The organism is Sulfuricaulis sp., from assembly GCF_024653915.1.
Classification (GTDB): Bacteria; Pseudomonadota; Gammaproteobacteria; order Acidiferrobacterales; family Sulfurifustaceae; genus Sulfuricaulis.
On sequence record NZ_JANLGY010000005.1, the window covers coordinates 1 to 13,215 of the forward strand.

The 13,215-nt window shown below is 60.4% G+C and carries 13 protein-coding genes and 1 other RNA gene; 5 read left to right on the forward strand and 9 right to left on the reverse strand.

The window, feature by feature from the left end:
- Window positions 1–235: 235 nt before the first annotated feature.
- A complete protein-coding gene (locus tag NUV55_RS02335) occupies window positions 236–508 on the reverse strand; it encodes a hypothetical protein (protein ID WP_296670034.1) in 273 nt (90 codons plus the stop codon).
- A gap of 209 nt (window positions 509–717) precedes the next feature.
- Here NUV55_RS02335 and NUV55_RS02340 point away from each other — a divergent pair, with 209 nt between their 5' ends.
- The 3 genes from NUV55_RS02340 (at window position 718) to NUV55_RS02350 (ending at window position 6,837) form a co-directional block, all read left to right on the forward strand.
- Window positions 718–2,457: an ATP-binding protein gene (locus tag NUV55_RS02340; protein ID WP_296670037.1), complete on the forward strand. Its 1,740-nt coding sequence runs from the start codon at window positions 718–720 to the stop codon at window positions 2,455–2,457.
- Between the two features lie 333 nt (window positions 2,458–2,790).
- The gene (locus NUV55_RS02345; RefSeq protein WP_296670038.1) at window positions 2,791–4,182 is read left to right on the forward strand and encodes a sigma-54 dependent transcriptional regulator; all 1,392 of its coding nucleotides are present in this window, start codon (window positions 2,791–2,793) and stop codon (window positions 4,180–4,182) included.
- A gap of 6 nt (window positions 4,183–4,188) precedes the next feature.
- On the forward strand, window positions 4,189–6,837 hold the full coding sequence (locus NUV55_RS02350; RefSeq protein WP_296670040.1) for a calcium-translocating P-type ATPase, PMCA-type: 2,649 nt from the start codon (window positions 4,189–4,191) through the stop codon (window positions 6,835–6,837).
- On the opposite strand, the gene rpiA is transcribed toward NUV55_RS02350, so the two are convergent.
- Window positions 6,838–7,494, reverse strand: a complete 657-nt coding sequence (gene rpiA / locus NUV55_RS02355; RefSeq protein ID WP_296670042.1) for a ribose-5-phosphate isomerase RpiA — start codon at window positions 7,492–7,494, stop codon at window positions 6,838–6,840.
- A gap of 84 nt (window positions 7,495–7,578) precedes the next feature.
- On the opposite strand from rpiA, the gene ilvA reads away from it, so the two are divergent.
- Window positions 7,579–9,093 carry a threonine ammonia-lyase, biosynthetic gene (ilvA, locus tag NUV55_RS02360; protein ID WP_296670043.1) on the forward strand — a complete coding sequence of 505 codons (1,515 nt, stop codon included), beginning with the start codon at window positions 7,579–7,581 and terminating at the stop codon, window positions 9,091–9,093.
- Between the two features lie 154 nt (window positions 9,094–9,247).
- On the opposite strand, the gene NUV55_RS02365 is transcribed toward ilvA, so the two are convergent.
- The 7 genes from NUV55_RS02365 to NUV55_RS02395 all read right to left on the reverse strand — a co-directional run bounded on the left by NUV55_RS02365 (window position 9,248) and on the right by NUV55_RS02395 (window position 12,549).
- Entirely contained in the window at window positions 9,248–9,835 is a 588-nt protein-coding gene (locus tag NUV55_RS02365; protein WP_296670045.1) for a peptidylprolyl isomerase, read from the reverse strand.
- The gene (locus NUV55_RS02370; RefSeq protein ID WP_296670047.1) at window positions 9,832–10,302 is read right to left on the reverse strand and encodes an EVE domain-containing protein; all 471 of its coding nucleotides are present in this window, start codon (window positions 10,300–10,302) and stop codon (window positions 9,832–9,834) included. Before NUV55_RS02370 ends, NUV55_RS02365 begins: the two co-directional genes overlap by 4 nt.
- Window positions 10,303–10,326: 24 nt before the next feature.
- Complete coding sequence (locus NUV55_RS02375; protein WP_296670048.1) at window positions 10,327–11,139, reverse strand: TIGR00282 family metallophosphoesterase; 813 nt, start codon at window positions 11,137–11,139, stop codon at window positions 10,327–10,329.
- Between the two features lie 31 nt (window positions 11,140–11,170).
- Window positions 11,171–11,761, reverse strand: a complete 591-nt coding sequence (locus NUV55_RS02380; RefSeq protein ID WP_296670051.1) for a 5-formyltetrahydrofolate cyclo-ligase — start codon at window positions 11,759–11,761, stop codon at window positions 11,171–11,173.
- A 26-nt stretch (window positions 11,762–11,787) separates the two neighbouring features.
- Window positions 11,788–11,974, reverse strand: a non-coding RNA gene (gene ssrS, locus NUV55_RS02385) — 6S RNA.
- A 16-nt stretch (window positions 11,975–11,990) separates the two neighbouring features.
- Complete coding sequence (locus NUV55_RS02390) at window positions 11,991–12,320, reverse strand: cell division protein ZapA (protein WP_296670052.1); 330 nt, start codon at window positions 12,318–12,320, stop codon at window positions 11,991–11,993.
- A gap of 1 nt (window position 12,321) precedes the next feature.
- Window positions 12,322–12,549 (reverse strand): TIGR02449 family protein, encoded by a 228-nt coding sequence (locus NUV55_RS02395; RefSeq protein WP_296670055.1) that lies wholly within the window; start codon window positions 12,547–12,549, stop codon window positions 12,322–12,324.
- Between the two features lie 114 nt (window positions 12,550–12,663).
- Between NUV55_RS02395 and NUV55_RS02400 the strand changes: the two genes are divergently transcribed.
- Window positions 12,664–13,212: a UPF0149 family protein gene (locus NUV55_RS02400; protein ID WP_296670057.1), complete on the forward strand. Its 549-nt coding sequence runs from the start codon at window positions 12,664–12,666 to the stop codon at window positions 13,210–13,212.
- Window positions 13,213–13,215 lie beyond the last annotated feature (3 nt).

A 13,215-nucleotide genomic window follows, 5' to 3' on the forward strand; every position in this document is an offset into this window, starting at 1 on the left:
ACGCCCTCCCTGGCGTCGCGACAGAAACCCCGATAAACCCCGGCCCGCACATCCCTGTGCGGGCGCTCAGCGGCGCCGATGTACGTTAAGTACATCGGCGACTACCCCGCTTCGCCCTGTAAATCCTGTCAAATTTTTTCTCTTCTAATTGGTTCGGGGTTCTAAAGACCTCGCAAAAACAAAGCGCCCCATTCGGGGCGCTTTGGTGTGACTTAAAACAAAAAATTTAACGCGATTACTTGGCAGGAGCAGCCGGGGTCGCAGGAGCAGCCGGGGTCGCGCCCTTCATGTCGTCTTTCTTCATTTCTTTCGCTTCTTTTTTGGCGGCCTTCTTCTTCATCTTCTTCTCTTTCTTCATTTCCTTCTTTTCTTCTTTGGTCATTTCCTTCTTGGCTTCCGCCGCGGCAGCGCCGGCCGGGGCTTCATGCTTCATCGCGCTGGCGACATGCACCAGGCCAAACATCATGGCGAACGCCAGGGCAAACAGGGTGGTCAGCGACTTTTTCATACCAAAGGCTCCTTGAGGTAAACAGCAAATGGGAAGTCTGATGATCAGGATGCAGGGATCCTTGGCATCATTGCAGGACACAATAGCAATCGCTGTGCCATGTATATTTACAATTAATATCAATCAGTTAAATATATACTCTGGGCTGCGCTAAGCTTGCATTTTGTAGCGAGCTTCAAAATTTGTAGCCTTGGGAATTTCAGAAAAACATGCCCCTGCGTTTGCTCAAGCTTGGTCGTCTCCAGCGCAAGGTATTGCTGGTGATATCGGTGATCGTGATTGTGCCGATGTTGGTGGCTGGATGGTTGGCCGCCGAGTGGGTGTCAATCAGTTTCGAGAGGCGGCTTGAACAATGGATTATCGAAGCCGCACGCGCCAACCAGAACTGGCTCCAGGCGTATCAAAACGACGCCGTGATGCTGGGACGCGTTCTGGCCGATGACGCGGGCTTTGTCGCCAACGTTGAGCGATCACCTGCCGATGCCATTCCGTTACCGGTGCAACGCATCTCTCAGGAATTGAGCATTAATCTCATCCAGCTCTACACGCCGGACAAGAAGCTGGTGTATTCGTCTATACCGGTGAAGGTGAGCGCCCTGTGGGAGCGGGGCCAGACGGAGGCTGTGCTCAAGGTCGTGACACGGCAGCAGACCATGCTGGCGGCGGTAGGCATCACACCCATCCCGCGTCGTGGCACACCGCGGTACTACCTGGTGCTGGGCAGTTTGCTGGGCCAGGACTTCACGGACGAGCTGGCGCAGCTCACCGGCCTGAAGGCGCGACTTTATTACCGCGAAGGAAAAAATTATTACGATTTATTCTCCTCCCCCGGCAAGATCATCGCGCTCGAACATCTGCCGCCGGCAGCGCTCACCCTGCTGGAGAAAAGCAAAAAACCCTTTTACAGTCTGGAGGCCGAGAACGGGCAGTTCCGCGGCCTGTATACGCCTATCGTGGATCCCACTGGACGGGTCGAAGCGATCATGTTCAGTGGACTGGATCGCCGCGGGGTGCAGGAGGTGCTCACCAACCGAGTCACGCTGTTTCTGTCGATTTCGCTGCTCGGCGTGGTGATCGGTGGTTTGGCGGGTCTGCTGCTTTCGCGACTGGTCGTGCGGCCGCTTCAGTACTTGCGCAACGGCGTGATGCAGCTCGCGGGCCAGAACTTTAATGCCAATGTGCCCATTACGTCGGACGACGAACTGGGCGATCTGGCCAAGGCATTCAATGCCATGGCCGCGCGGCTGCGCGAGGCGCGTGATGAGCAGGCGCTGCGATTCCAGAAGGACAAGCTTTCCGCCATGGGCGAACTGTCGGCGGCACTGGCGCACGAGATCCGCAATCCTATCGGCATCATCAACACCTCGGCGGCGCTGCTCGACAAGCCGGATTATGCCCCGGAGAAGAAGGCCGAGCTGACACGCATGATCCGCGAGGAAAGTCTGCGCGTCGCCAACCTGGTGCAGGATTTTTTGCAGCTGTCGCGCCACCGTCAGCCGAATTTCGCCATCATCGATCCCTCCCAGCCACTGGAGCGTGCCCTTGAGTTGGCACTGGCCGGCGCCACGGCGGTCACCGTGCACAAGGCCTTCCAGCACCATGATGCAAAAATTCAGGCCGACGCCGGATTGTTGCAGCAGGCCTGGGGCAATATCTTTACCAACGCCCTGCAGGCGATGAGTGGAAAAGAGAGAAAATTCTGGATCAGTTCCGGCATGGAAGACGGGGTCGTGTACTTGTCGGTCGAAGACAACGGGCCGGGCGTGCCGGCCGAGATTATGCCGCGCCTGTTCGAGCCGTTCTTCACCACCAAGGAACAGGGCACCGGTCTCGGCCTTACCATTGCCTACACCCTGGCGGAAGCGAACGGCGGCCGGCTAGAGGCCTTGCCACCGGAAGGCAACGGTGCCCGGTTTGTCATGCGCTTTCCAATGCATGAGAATCTTTAACAGATGCAATGGACAGGACTAACAAGATTTTTCAGGATTCACAGGATTAAAGATCCGGAGTGCCGCGGCCCTCAGTAAACGTTTGGCACGTCCCGTGTGCCAAACGCCTTCGGTCTCGCGGCGTATTCTGTTGCCGCGACCGTCCTGCGGCTGAGAAACGCCACAATGACTCTACGCCGCACGGTAGTGCGGCTATCGCGGGCTCTTCGCCAGCGCTGCGCTTTCCCTGGCTCATCGTTTTGAAAGATTAAGAAATCCTGTTAATCTTTTTTTAATCCTGTAAATCCTGTCTAATTCTTTTCTTTTTATCAGGGATTCTGAGGAGATTGTTTCATGAAGCGCACCGTGCTGATAGTGGACGACGAGCAGAACATGCAGACGGTGATGCGCATGGTGCTGGAAGGTGCCGGACATGACGTGCTGGTAGCTGACAGTGGCGAGGCCGCGCTGGCGCATGCGCAGAACCCGAATCTCGATGTGGTACTGACCGATCTGCGTATGCCCGGTATGGGCGGCGAGGAATTTGTCGTCCGTTGCCGCAAGGAACGCCCGGACGTGCCGGTGATCATCGTCACGGCGCACGGCACGATCCGCTCCGCGGTCAAGAGCATTCACGACGGCGCGGCCGACTACCTCACCAAGCCGTTCGAGCCGGAACAGCTCGAGATCGCGGTGCACAACGCCATCAAGCTACGCGACATCCTGCGTGAAAATGCCCGGCTCAAGGCCGAGGTGAGCGAGTCGCGCGGCACAAAACGCCTGGCCGGGGAGAGCCGGGTTGCGCAACAACTGCTCGAGGAGATACGGCGCGTGGCGCCGTACAAGACCGGTGTGCTGATTACGGGCGAATCCGGTACCGGCAAGGAACTGGTGGCGCGCACCATCCACGAGCTTTCGCCGCGGCGCGAGCGCCCGTGGGTCGCCCTCAATTGTTCCGCGATTCCGCGGGACCTCCTGGAGTCCGAGCTGTTCGGCTACGTCAAGGGCGCATTCACGGGTGCTTCGCACAACCGCGCCGGCCGGGTCGAGCAAGCGCAAGGCGGGACACTATTTCTGGACGAGATTGCCGATCTCGATGCTTCGCTGCAGTCGAAACTCCTGCGAGTGTTGCAGGAGCGCGAGTTCTCGCCGGTGGGTTCGAACCAGGTCCGCGCCGTGGACGTGCGCTTCATCGCCGCGACCAACCGCGACCTGAAGCTGCTGGTGCAAGAAAGCAAATTCCGCGAGGACCTGCTCTACCGTCTGGACGTTTACAGCATTGTCGTGCCCCCGCTGCGCCGCCGCCGCGAAGACATCCCGCTGCTGGCCCAGACTTTCCTGCACGAACTGGCGGCCGAGATGGACAAGAAAGTGACGGCTTTTTCGCCGGCGGCGCTGGAACGGCTGGAGCGTTATCCCTGGCCCGGCAACATCCGGGAGCTGCGCAACACCGTTGAGCGTTCGCTCCTGACATGCCGGGGCAAGACCATCGACGTCGAAGATTTGCCGGGAGCGATTGCCGTGCAGACCGGTTCGTCCGCCGGCGAAGGATTGACGCTCGACAATTTGGGAAAAAAAGATCTCGATCGCTGGCTGGAAGAAGTGGAGCGCCGCATGATTCTCGAGGCGCTGGCGCAGACCAAAGGTGTACAGGCGCACGCCGCCAAGCGCTTGGGGATCTCCGAGCGCAGTCTCTGGCACCGTATCAAGAAACTCAACATCCAGATCAACCGTATCATGCACTGAACTAACATGGCGGCCGACGTAAACTCACCCACCTGGTATCAGTTGCCAACGGAGGAAGTCGTCCGCCGTTTGGGTGTTGACCCGCATGCCGGCTTGAGTGAGGACGAGGTGCGCCGACGCCGCGAGCAGTACGGCACGAACGAGATCCGTGAAGGCCGGCGGCGTGGTCCCATCGCCATGTTTCTTGGGCAGTTCACCGATTTCATGATCCTGGTACTGATCGCCGCGGCGGTCATCTCGGGTCTGATCGGTGACGTGGTCGATACCATCGTCATTCTCGCAATCATTGTGTTGAATGCCGTGGTCGGTTTCGTGCAGGAGTATCGCGCCGACCGCGCGATTGCCGTGCTCAAGCAGATGGCGGCGCTCAGCGCCCATGTCGTGCGCGAGGGCACATCGCAGATTGTCCCGGTCGTCGAGCTCGTGCCCGGCGACGTGGTGCTGATCGAGGCCGGCAATGCGCTGCCGGCCGACCTGCGGCTGATCGAAGCGGTACAGCTCAAGATCGAAGAGGCGGCGCTGACAGGCGAATCGCAGCCGGTGGAAAAGCTGGTGCGTGTCATGCACGAATCGGAACTGCCGCTCGGCGACCGGCGCAACATGGCCTACAAGGGCACGCTCGTCACCTACGGCCGTGGCCGCGGCGTGGTGGTGGCGACGGGCATGGAGACCGAACTGGGCCGGATCGCAGCGCTGTTGCGCGCGGCAGGCGAGGTCAAAACGCCGCTGCAGAAGCGCCTCACCCGCTTCGGGCGCTTGCTCGCGATCGCGGTGCTGGCGATCTGCGCCATCATGTTCGTGACAGGACTGTTGCGTGGCGAGCCGCTGCTGCTCATGCTGCTGACTGCTATCAGTCTCGCCGTGGCGGCGATCCCCGAGGCGCTGCCAGCGGTGGTGACGGTGTCGCTCGCACTCGGTGCGCGCAAGCTGGCCAGCCAGAACGCGCTCATCCGCAAACTGCCGGCGGTCGAAACGCTCGGGTCGGTGACCTTCATCTGTTCCGACAAGACCGGCACGCTCACCGAAAACCGCATGCGGGTGGAGGAGGTTTACGCCGACACGCTGGTGACGCGGTCCTTGCCGGCCGATGCTGTGACGCGGGAGCCGTGGCGCACACTGGTGGCTGCACTGGCGCTCAGCAATGACGCGCGCCCGACGACGGGTAATAAAATCATCGGTGATCCCACGGAAGTAGCGCTGTATCAGGCCGCGCGTCAGGCCGGCGCTGACAAGGCCATATTGAGCCAGACACAACCGCGGTTGGCCGAGATCGCCTTCGATTCTGAGCGCGCGCGCATGACCACGCTGCATCGCGAGGGTGATGGCGTTATCGCCTTCACCAAGGGCGCACCAGAACATGTGCTGCCGCTGTGTCACGATCGGCTGGGCGCCAAGGGCGTGGAGGCACTCGATCGCGGCGCGGTGGAGGAAGTCGTCGAACGCATGGCCACCGATGGTCTGCGGGTACTGGCGGTGGCGTTCCGGCGCTGGCCCGCGCTGCCGGAACCTTTGGAGGCGGAAATCGTCGAGAACCGGCTGACCTTCGCCGGGCTGGTCGGGCTACTGGACCCGCCACGCGCCGAGGCGCGCGAGGCGGTGCAACTGTGCCGCACCGCGGGTATCACGCCGGTGATGATCACCGGCGATCACCCGGCTACCGCGCGCGCCATCGCCACGCGCCTCGGCATCATCGATGAAGGCGGCGAGGTGCTCAGCGGGCGCGAGCTGGCGCGTCTGGACATGGCGCAATTCGAAGAGCATGTCGAGCGCGTGCGCGTGTACGCGCGCGTGGCGCCGGAGCAGAAAATCAAGATCGTGCAGGCGTTACAGGACAAGGGCGAGTATGTCGCCATGACTGGCGACGGCGTCAACGATGCCCCGGCGCTCAAGCGCGCCGATATCGGCATTGCCATGGGCATCACCGGCACCGACGTCGCCAAGGAGGCCGGGCACATGATCCTGCTGGATGACAACTTCGCCAGCATCGTCGCGGCGGTGCGCGAGGGCCGGCGCATTTTCGACAATATCCGCAAGTTCGTGCGCTTCGTCATGACCGGCAATTCCGGCGAGATCGGCACGCTGTTTCTGGCACCGTTTCTCGGTCTGCCGATTCCGCTGTTGCCGATTCACATCCTGTGGGTAAACCTAGTGACCGACGGCCTGCCAGGCCTGGCGCTTGCTGTTGAACCGCAGGAGCAGGGCATCATGCAGCGACCGCCGCGACCGCCGCGGGAAAGCCTGTTTGCGCATGGCATCTGGCAGCATATCCTGTGGGTCGGCGGGTTGATCACGGCGCTGTGTCTCGTTACGCAGGCCTGGGCCATCAGTATCGGCGACGCTCACTGGCAAACCATGGTGTTTACCGTATTGACGCTGTCGCAAATGACGCACGTGCTGGCGATCCGTTCCGAGACCGAATCACTGTTTACACGTGGATTCACCACCAACCTGCCGCTGCTGGGCGCGGTGTTGCTGACCTTTGTGCTGCAGCTCGCCACCATTTACGTCCCGGCGCTCAATCCGATTTTTCATACCCAGCCGTTGACGGTGGCCGAACTGGGGATCTGTCTCCTGCTGTCGTCGACAGTCTTTATCGCTGTCGAGATCGAGAAATGGATGGTACGCCGCGGCTGGCTGTATGCGGAGGCGCGCTAATCAGGTCAGCGTTTTGACGCCCTGATCCGAGGCCAGCAGCAGCACGTCCGCCGGGCGGCGGGCAAATAATCCGTTTGTAACGACACCGGCGAGGTGGTCGAGCCTCTCTTCCAGTTCCACCGGATTGAGAATATTCAGGTTGTGTACGTCGAGAATGATGTTGCCATTGTCAGTTTTGAAATTATCCCGCAGCACCGGCTGGCCGCCGAGTTCCACAATCCGGCGCGCCACCAGGCTGCGCGCCATCGGGATCACCTCGACCGGCAGCGGGAACTTGCCGAGCACGTCGACGAGTTTGGAGTCGTCCGCGATGCAGACAAATTTCCGGCTGGCGGCCGCGACGATTTTCTCGCGCGTGAGCGCGCCGCCGCCGCCCTTGATCAGATGCAAATGCTTGGTGGCCTCGTCGGCGCCGTCTACGTACAACGGCAAGTCGCCGGTGGCGTTGAGTTCGAGCACCGGAATGCCTGCCTTTTTCAGCCGCTCGGCCGTGGCGTTGGAGCTCGCCACCGCGCCGTCGAGCTTGCCCTTGATTTTGGCCAGCCCATCAATGAAGTGATTGGCGGTGGAGCCGGTGCCGACACCGATCACCCAGCCGGATTCGACGTATTCCAGTGCCGCCAACGCCACCGCTTTTTTCTTTTCGTCCAGAGTCATGCCGTTCCCGTGATGCCTGAAAGGGCGCCAGAATACCTATTATTCGTGTGATAATGAAGCATCCGATCTGATAAATTACTGAAAATGCCCCGGAAATATCTAAAAGCCATCGTCAACGCGCGCGTGTACGACGTGGCGCGTGAAACGCCCCTTGAACTTGCTCCCATCCTGTCGCGTCGCACCGGCAACCACGTCTGGCTCAAGCGCGAGGACGAGCAGCCTGTTTTCTCGTTCAAGTGTCGTGGGGCGTATAACAAAATGGCGGGCCTACCGAAGGCGGAGCTGAAAAAAGGCGTGGTGGCGGCTTCGGCTGGCAATCATGCACAGGGCGTGGCGCTGGCGGCCGCGAAACTGGGTACGAAGGCGACCATCGTCATGCCACGTACCACCCCGCGTATCAAGATCGATGCCGTGCGCAACCTTGGCGGTCAGGTGGTGCTGCATGGCGACAACTACGACGAGGCTTATGCCCACGCGTGCGAAATCGCGACTAAAAGAAAATTAACTTTCGTGCATCCCTACGATGACCCCGAGGTGATCGCGGGGCAGGGCACCATCGGCATGGAAATCCTGAAGCAGCACACCGGACCGCTCGAAGCCGTGTTCGTCCCCGTGGGCGGCGGCGGATTAATCGCCGGTATCGCGGTGTACATCAAGCAACTGCGTCCCGAGGTAAAGATCATCGGCGTCGAGCCGGAAGACGCCGACGCCATGGACCTCTCGCTCAAGGCCGGCAAGCGCATCATGCTCGATCACGTCGGCATTTTTGCCGACGGCGTGGCGGTGCGCCAGGTTGGCAAGGAGACGTTCAAACTGGCGCGGCAGTTCGTGGATGACATGGTCGTGGTCACGAATGACGAAATCTGCGCCGCGATCAAGGATATCTTCGAGGACCGCCGCATCATCCTCGAACCGGCCGGTGCACTCGCCTTTGCGGGTCTCAAACGCTACGCCGAGCGGAAGCGACTCAAGGGCAAGAATCTGGTCGCCATCGCCTCCGGCGCGAACGTGAATTTCGACCGGCTGCGGCACGTGGCCGAGCGTGCCGAGATCGGCGAGCGGCGCGAGGCGCTGTTTGCGGTCACCATCCCCGAGCGCCCCGGCGCACTCAAGCAGTTCTGCACCATTCTCGGCGATCACAACGTCACCGAATTCAATTACCGCTTCGATGATCCGAAGAACGCGCACATCTTTGTCGGCGTGCAGGTCCCGCCGGACACCGTGGACGCGCGCAAGCTCATGGGCGCGCTGCGCAAGCACGGTTACGCCACGCTCGACATGACCGACAACGAGATGGCCAAGCTGCACATCCGCCACCTCGTCGGCGGCCGCACGCCGAACGCTGTCAATGAAATCCTTTACCGCTTCGAATTCCCGGAACGTCCGGGGGCGCTGATGAATTTCCTCGACAAGATGGGCGGGCGCTGGAATATCAGTTTATTTCACTACCGCTCCCACGGCGCCGACTTCGGCCGCGTGCTGGTCGGCATGCAGGTCCCGCCCGGGGACAAGAAGGCGTTTCAGAAATTTCTCGATGCGCTCGGCTACGAATATGCCGAGGAGACGGGAAATCCGGCGTATAAGCTGTTTCTGAGCTAATTCTTTTTATAAAAATGTAGGGTGGGTTTGGCGGTTTTTGCCTTAACCTACGGAACAGACTGTTGTATCGGCTTCGCCGACTGCGCGCGGCCGAAGGCTGCTCGACTGAAGTGATTTCCCGGATTGCGCTGCGCTTCATCCGGACTACTGAAGCTTAATTTTTTCCTTTGATCAACTCCACCTTCTCGATTACCACATCTTTCTTCGGCACGTCCTGGAAAGGCCCCACGGAACCAGTCGGCACCGATTCAATTTTCTTCACCACGTCCATACCCTTCGTAACCTTCCCGAACACGGCATAGCCCCAGCCGCGGTCGGTCTTGTCGCGGTGATCGAGAGAGGAATTATCGGCTGCATTGATAAAAAACTGCGCCGCCGCGGATTGCGGGTCGGACGTGCGCGCCATGGCGATGGTGCCGGCGAGGTTTTTCAGGCCATTGTCGGCCTCGTTCTTGACCGGCACGCCGGTGGTTTTTTCGCGCATGCCGGGCACGAAGCCGCCGCCCTGGATCATGAACCCGGGGATCACGCGGTGAAATATCACGCCGTTGTAATAGCCGCTCTCGACGTAGTTCATGAAGTTTCTCACCGTCCCCGGTGCGCGCTGGGCGTCCAGCTCGAGTTCGATGACGCCCAAGCTGGTCGTCACGCGCACGCGCGGATTGTCCGCCGGTCCCTTGGCCGCGGCGGGCAAGCCGGTGGTGAACAGAAAGATCACTAATGCGGTAAAAAGTTTTTTCATGGAAATTTTTCCTCGGTAAGTTTCATGATCGTGTTCCATTGTTTCGCCGTGACCGGCATGACCGATAGCCGGCTGCCGCGCTGCACCAGGTGCATCTGTTTCAATGCCGCCTGCATCTTGATGGCCGTGAGTGTCACCGGCCGCTTGAATTCACGTTTGTAGCGCACGTCCACCATGTACCACAAGGGCCGTTCCGGCGTGCTCCGTGGGTCATAGTGATGGTTTTCCGGGTCCCGGGCGCTGGGGTCGGGGTAGGCCGCGCGGGCGATCTCGATGATGCCATAAACCCCTGGCGCTTCGCAGCTCGAATGATAGCAGAACGCGAGGTCGCCTTTTTTCATCGCACGCATGAAATTGCGCGCCTGGTAATTGCGTACACCATCCCAGTGTTCGGTTTTTTTCGGGCGTGATTTCAGGTCGGTGATGCTGAACGCCTGTGGCTCGGATTTCATCAGCCAGTAGTTCACCGGCGGTTTTCCCACATGTCGCGGCTAGGCGACCTTGATGGAAGTATCCGCCACGGCTTCCGATACGCGCAGACGCGTGATAGAACGGCACAGGCCGTTATGCTCGTTGATATCGAGCAGCACACCGCAGAGGGTGCCGAGGCCTTCCGCCACCTCGAAGCGCTCCGGCAGTTTGTGCACGAAGCGCTTGAGCGATTTCTGCGTGTCCATGCCGATGACGGAATCGTAACAGCCGGTCATTCCCACGTCGGTGATATAGCCGGTTCCGCGCGGCAGGATGCGTTCGTCGGCGGTCGGCACGTGCGTGTGTGTGCCCACCATGGTGCTCACGCGCCCGTCGAGGTACCAGCCCATGGCCATTTTCTCGCTCGTCACTTCGGCGTGCAGGTCCACCAGCACGATCTTGACGTCATCCGGTTTCGCGGCGAGCACCCTGTCGGCGGCGGCGAAGGGGCAGGCCAGCGTCGGGTGCATGTACACGTTGCCCATGAGATTGAGAATACCGACCTTGACTCCGGCGTGGGTCGTGGCCACGTGCCAACCGGTGCCGGGCGTGCCCTCGGGATAATTGTGCGGGCGCAGCAGCCGCGGTTCAGTGGTGATGTATTCGAGCGCTTCTTTCTTGTCCCAGGCGTGGTTGCCGTTGGACAGTACGTCTACTCCGGCGGCGAACAGCTCGTTGGCGGTTTTCCGGGTGATGCCGGCTCCGTCCGCGATGTTTTCGGCGTTGGCCACGATGAGATCGAGTTTGAGACGTTGACGCAGGCCCGGGAGCTGGTCGGCAATGGCGCGCCGCCCGGGAAGGCCTACGACGTCGCCGATAAAGAGCAGATTCATGACGCTTACCTTTAATTCGAATGACTGTATGTTAGTAAAGATAGACCGTTTGGTCCGTGATGACGCCCTGTAGCGGGATGTCCCAGGGATCGGCCGTCAGTCCGTTGACGCGCTGGAAATCATACGCGATTCCAAGCAAATGTGGCTTGCGCCAGTGGTTCCGGTGGCGCAGAAATTCCAGACTGCGGTCGTAAAAGCCTCCCCCCATACCCAGCCGGTTGCCACGGTCGTCGAAACCGACGAGAGGCATGAGGATCAGGTCAAGTTCCTGTGCGCGTATCAGATCGCGAGACTTCACCGCTGGCTCCGGGATGCCGAAGCGATTGGGAACAAGCCTGGTTTTGGGCTTGGACTCGGCAAACCAGAGCCGGTCGTGCGACAGGCGCGAAATTACCGGCAGGTATAGAGTCTTGCGCAGGCGGCGGATGCGTTCGATGACGGGCGCGGTGTCTATTTCTCCGTCGTTCGGCAAATAGCAGGCGATGCGCCGGCTGGTGAGAAACAGGCGCGTGCCGATAATTTTCGACGCGAGACGATCGGCGGCAAGGCGCTGGTCTTCGGGGGCTAGGGCGTTACGCCGGGCGCGCAGGCTTCGACGCAGTTCGGTTTTTTCCGTGGGCACTGAAGAATCGCAAGGCAAAAATAAAGACGCCCTCCGCAGATGCCGTGTTGCTCCGTAGCCTTGAACCGTGAGGTTCAAGTGGGTGCCTCAGAGATGCTTCAGGCTTCCCGCTACGAGGCGGTCTTGCACAACAGCATCTACAATCTGGCTCCCGTTAAAAGCACTTATAGGTTCAGAGGATAACTGGAGCAATCACGCGCACCGCAGGGGACGCAATATAACTATATACCTATTGGTGAGTTTGCGCATCCTGGCGGGTTTGCGCATCCCAGCGCAAGGCGGCGTCGATCTTGGTCTGGAGGAATTTGATTTTCTGCACGGTATCAACCGCCATGCCGCCGCGGGTGCGCAAGTCGAGGAATTCATGCGCTATGTTGAGCGCCGCCATGACGGCGGTGCGCTCGGTACCGATGACCTTGCCGGTAGCCTGAATCTCGTGCATTTTTTTGTCGAGATAGCCGGCGGCGGCGACCAGCGCCGCACGCTCGTCTTCGGGACAGGCGACCATGAAATCCTTGCCGAGGATGGTGACCGTTACTCCGTCGCGGGTTTCCTTCATATCAGCTGCGCTCCAGGGCTTTGAGGCGGTCGATCATGGTTTCAATGCGTGCGCGGGCGTGACGGGTTTTTTCCATCAGGCGCGCATGCTGTTCGCTGAGGTTGTTCTGGTCCGACTTCACTGACTGGTTTTCGTTTTTCAGCCGCCGGCAGGTTTCGATGAGCTCATCGATGCGGCTCTCGAGAATCTTGAGGTCCGTGCTGTCCAATCGGGTATCTTCGCTTGCCATAGTCGCTCACTATAGGACCGACGCCCGATCGGGTCAACGCTTCCGGTCGCCGTCGGAGGGGTGTAGACTTTTTGTCCCCCCATTGCCGACCGCTGTTTGCGTACCATCCATACCGTGGAAAACACTCCTGACCTTCCCGCCTATGACGATGCGGTGCGCCTGCTGCACGAGGCGGGTGTGCCGACCGGCGCGGCCGAGGTGCACGGCATCATCACTGGTGTGTTGTGCGCCCCCGAGGGCGCGCGCGTGGCTTGGGAAGGGCTGGTGCTGGGTCGCGACGCGGCCAATCCGCCAACGGCATTGTCGCAACTGCTCGTGGCGCTGCACCGTTCGACTCATGCTCGCCTGAGTGGAATGGAATGCGATTTTGCCCCGCTGCTACCCGGCGATGAACACAGCCTGGCCGAGCAGATCGAAGGGCTGTCCGACTGGTGCCGCGGTTACTTGCTGGGCCTGTACGCCGGGGGCGTGAATGAGCTGCAGGCCCAGACCGGCGACGCCGGTGAGGTCATCCGCGACATCACGCGCCTTTCCGAGGCCGACCTGGATACTTCGATGGCCGATGAGGAGGAGGCGCGGGCGCTGGTGGAGATCGTGGAATATCTGCGGGTGGGCGTGCAACTGGTGTTCGAGGAATTGCAACCACCCGCTTCGAAGCACTAAGAA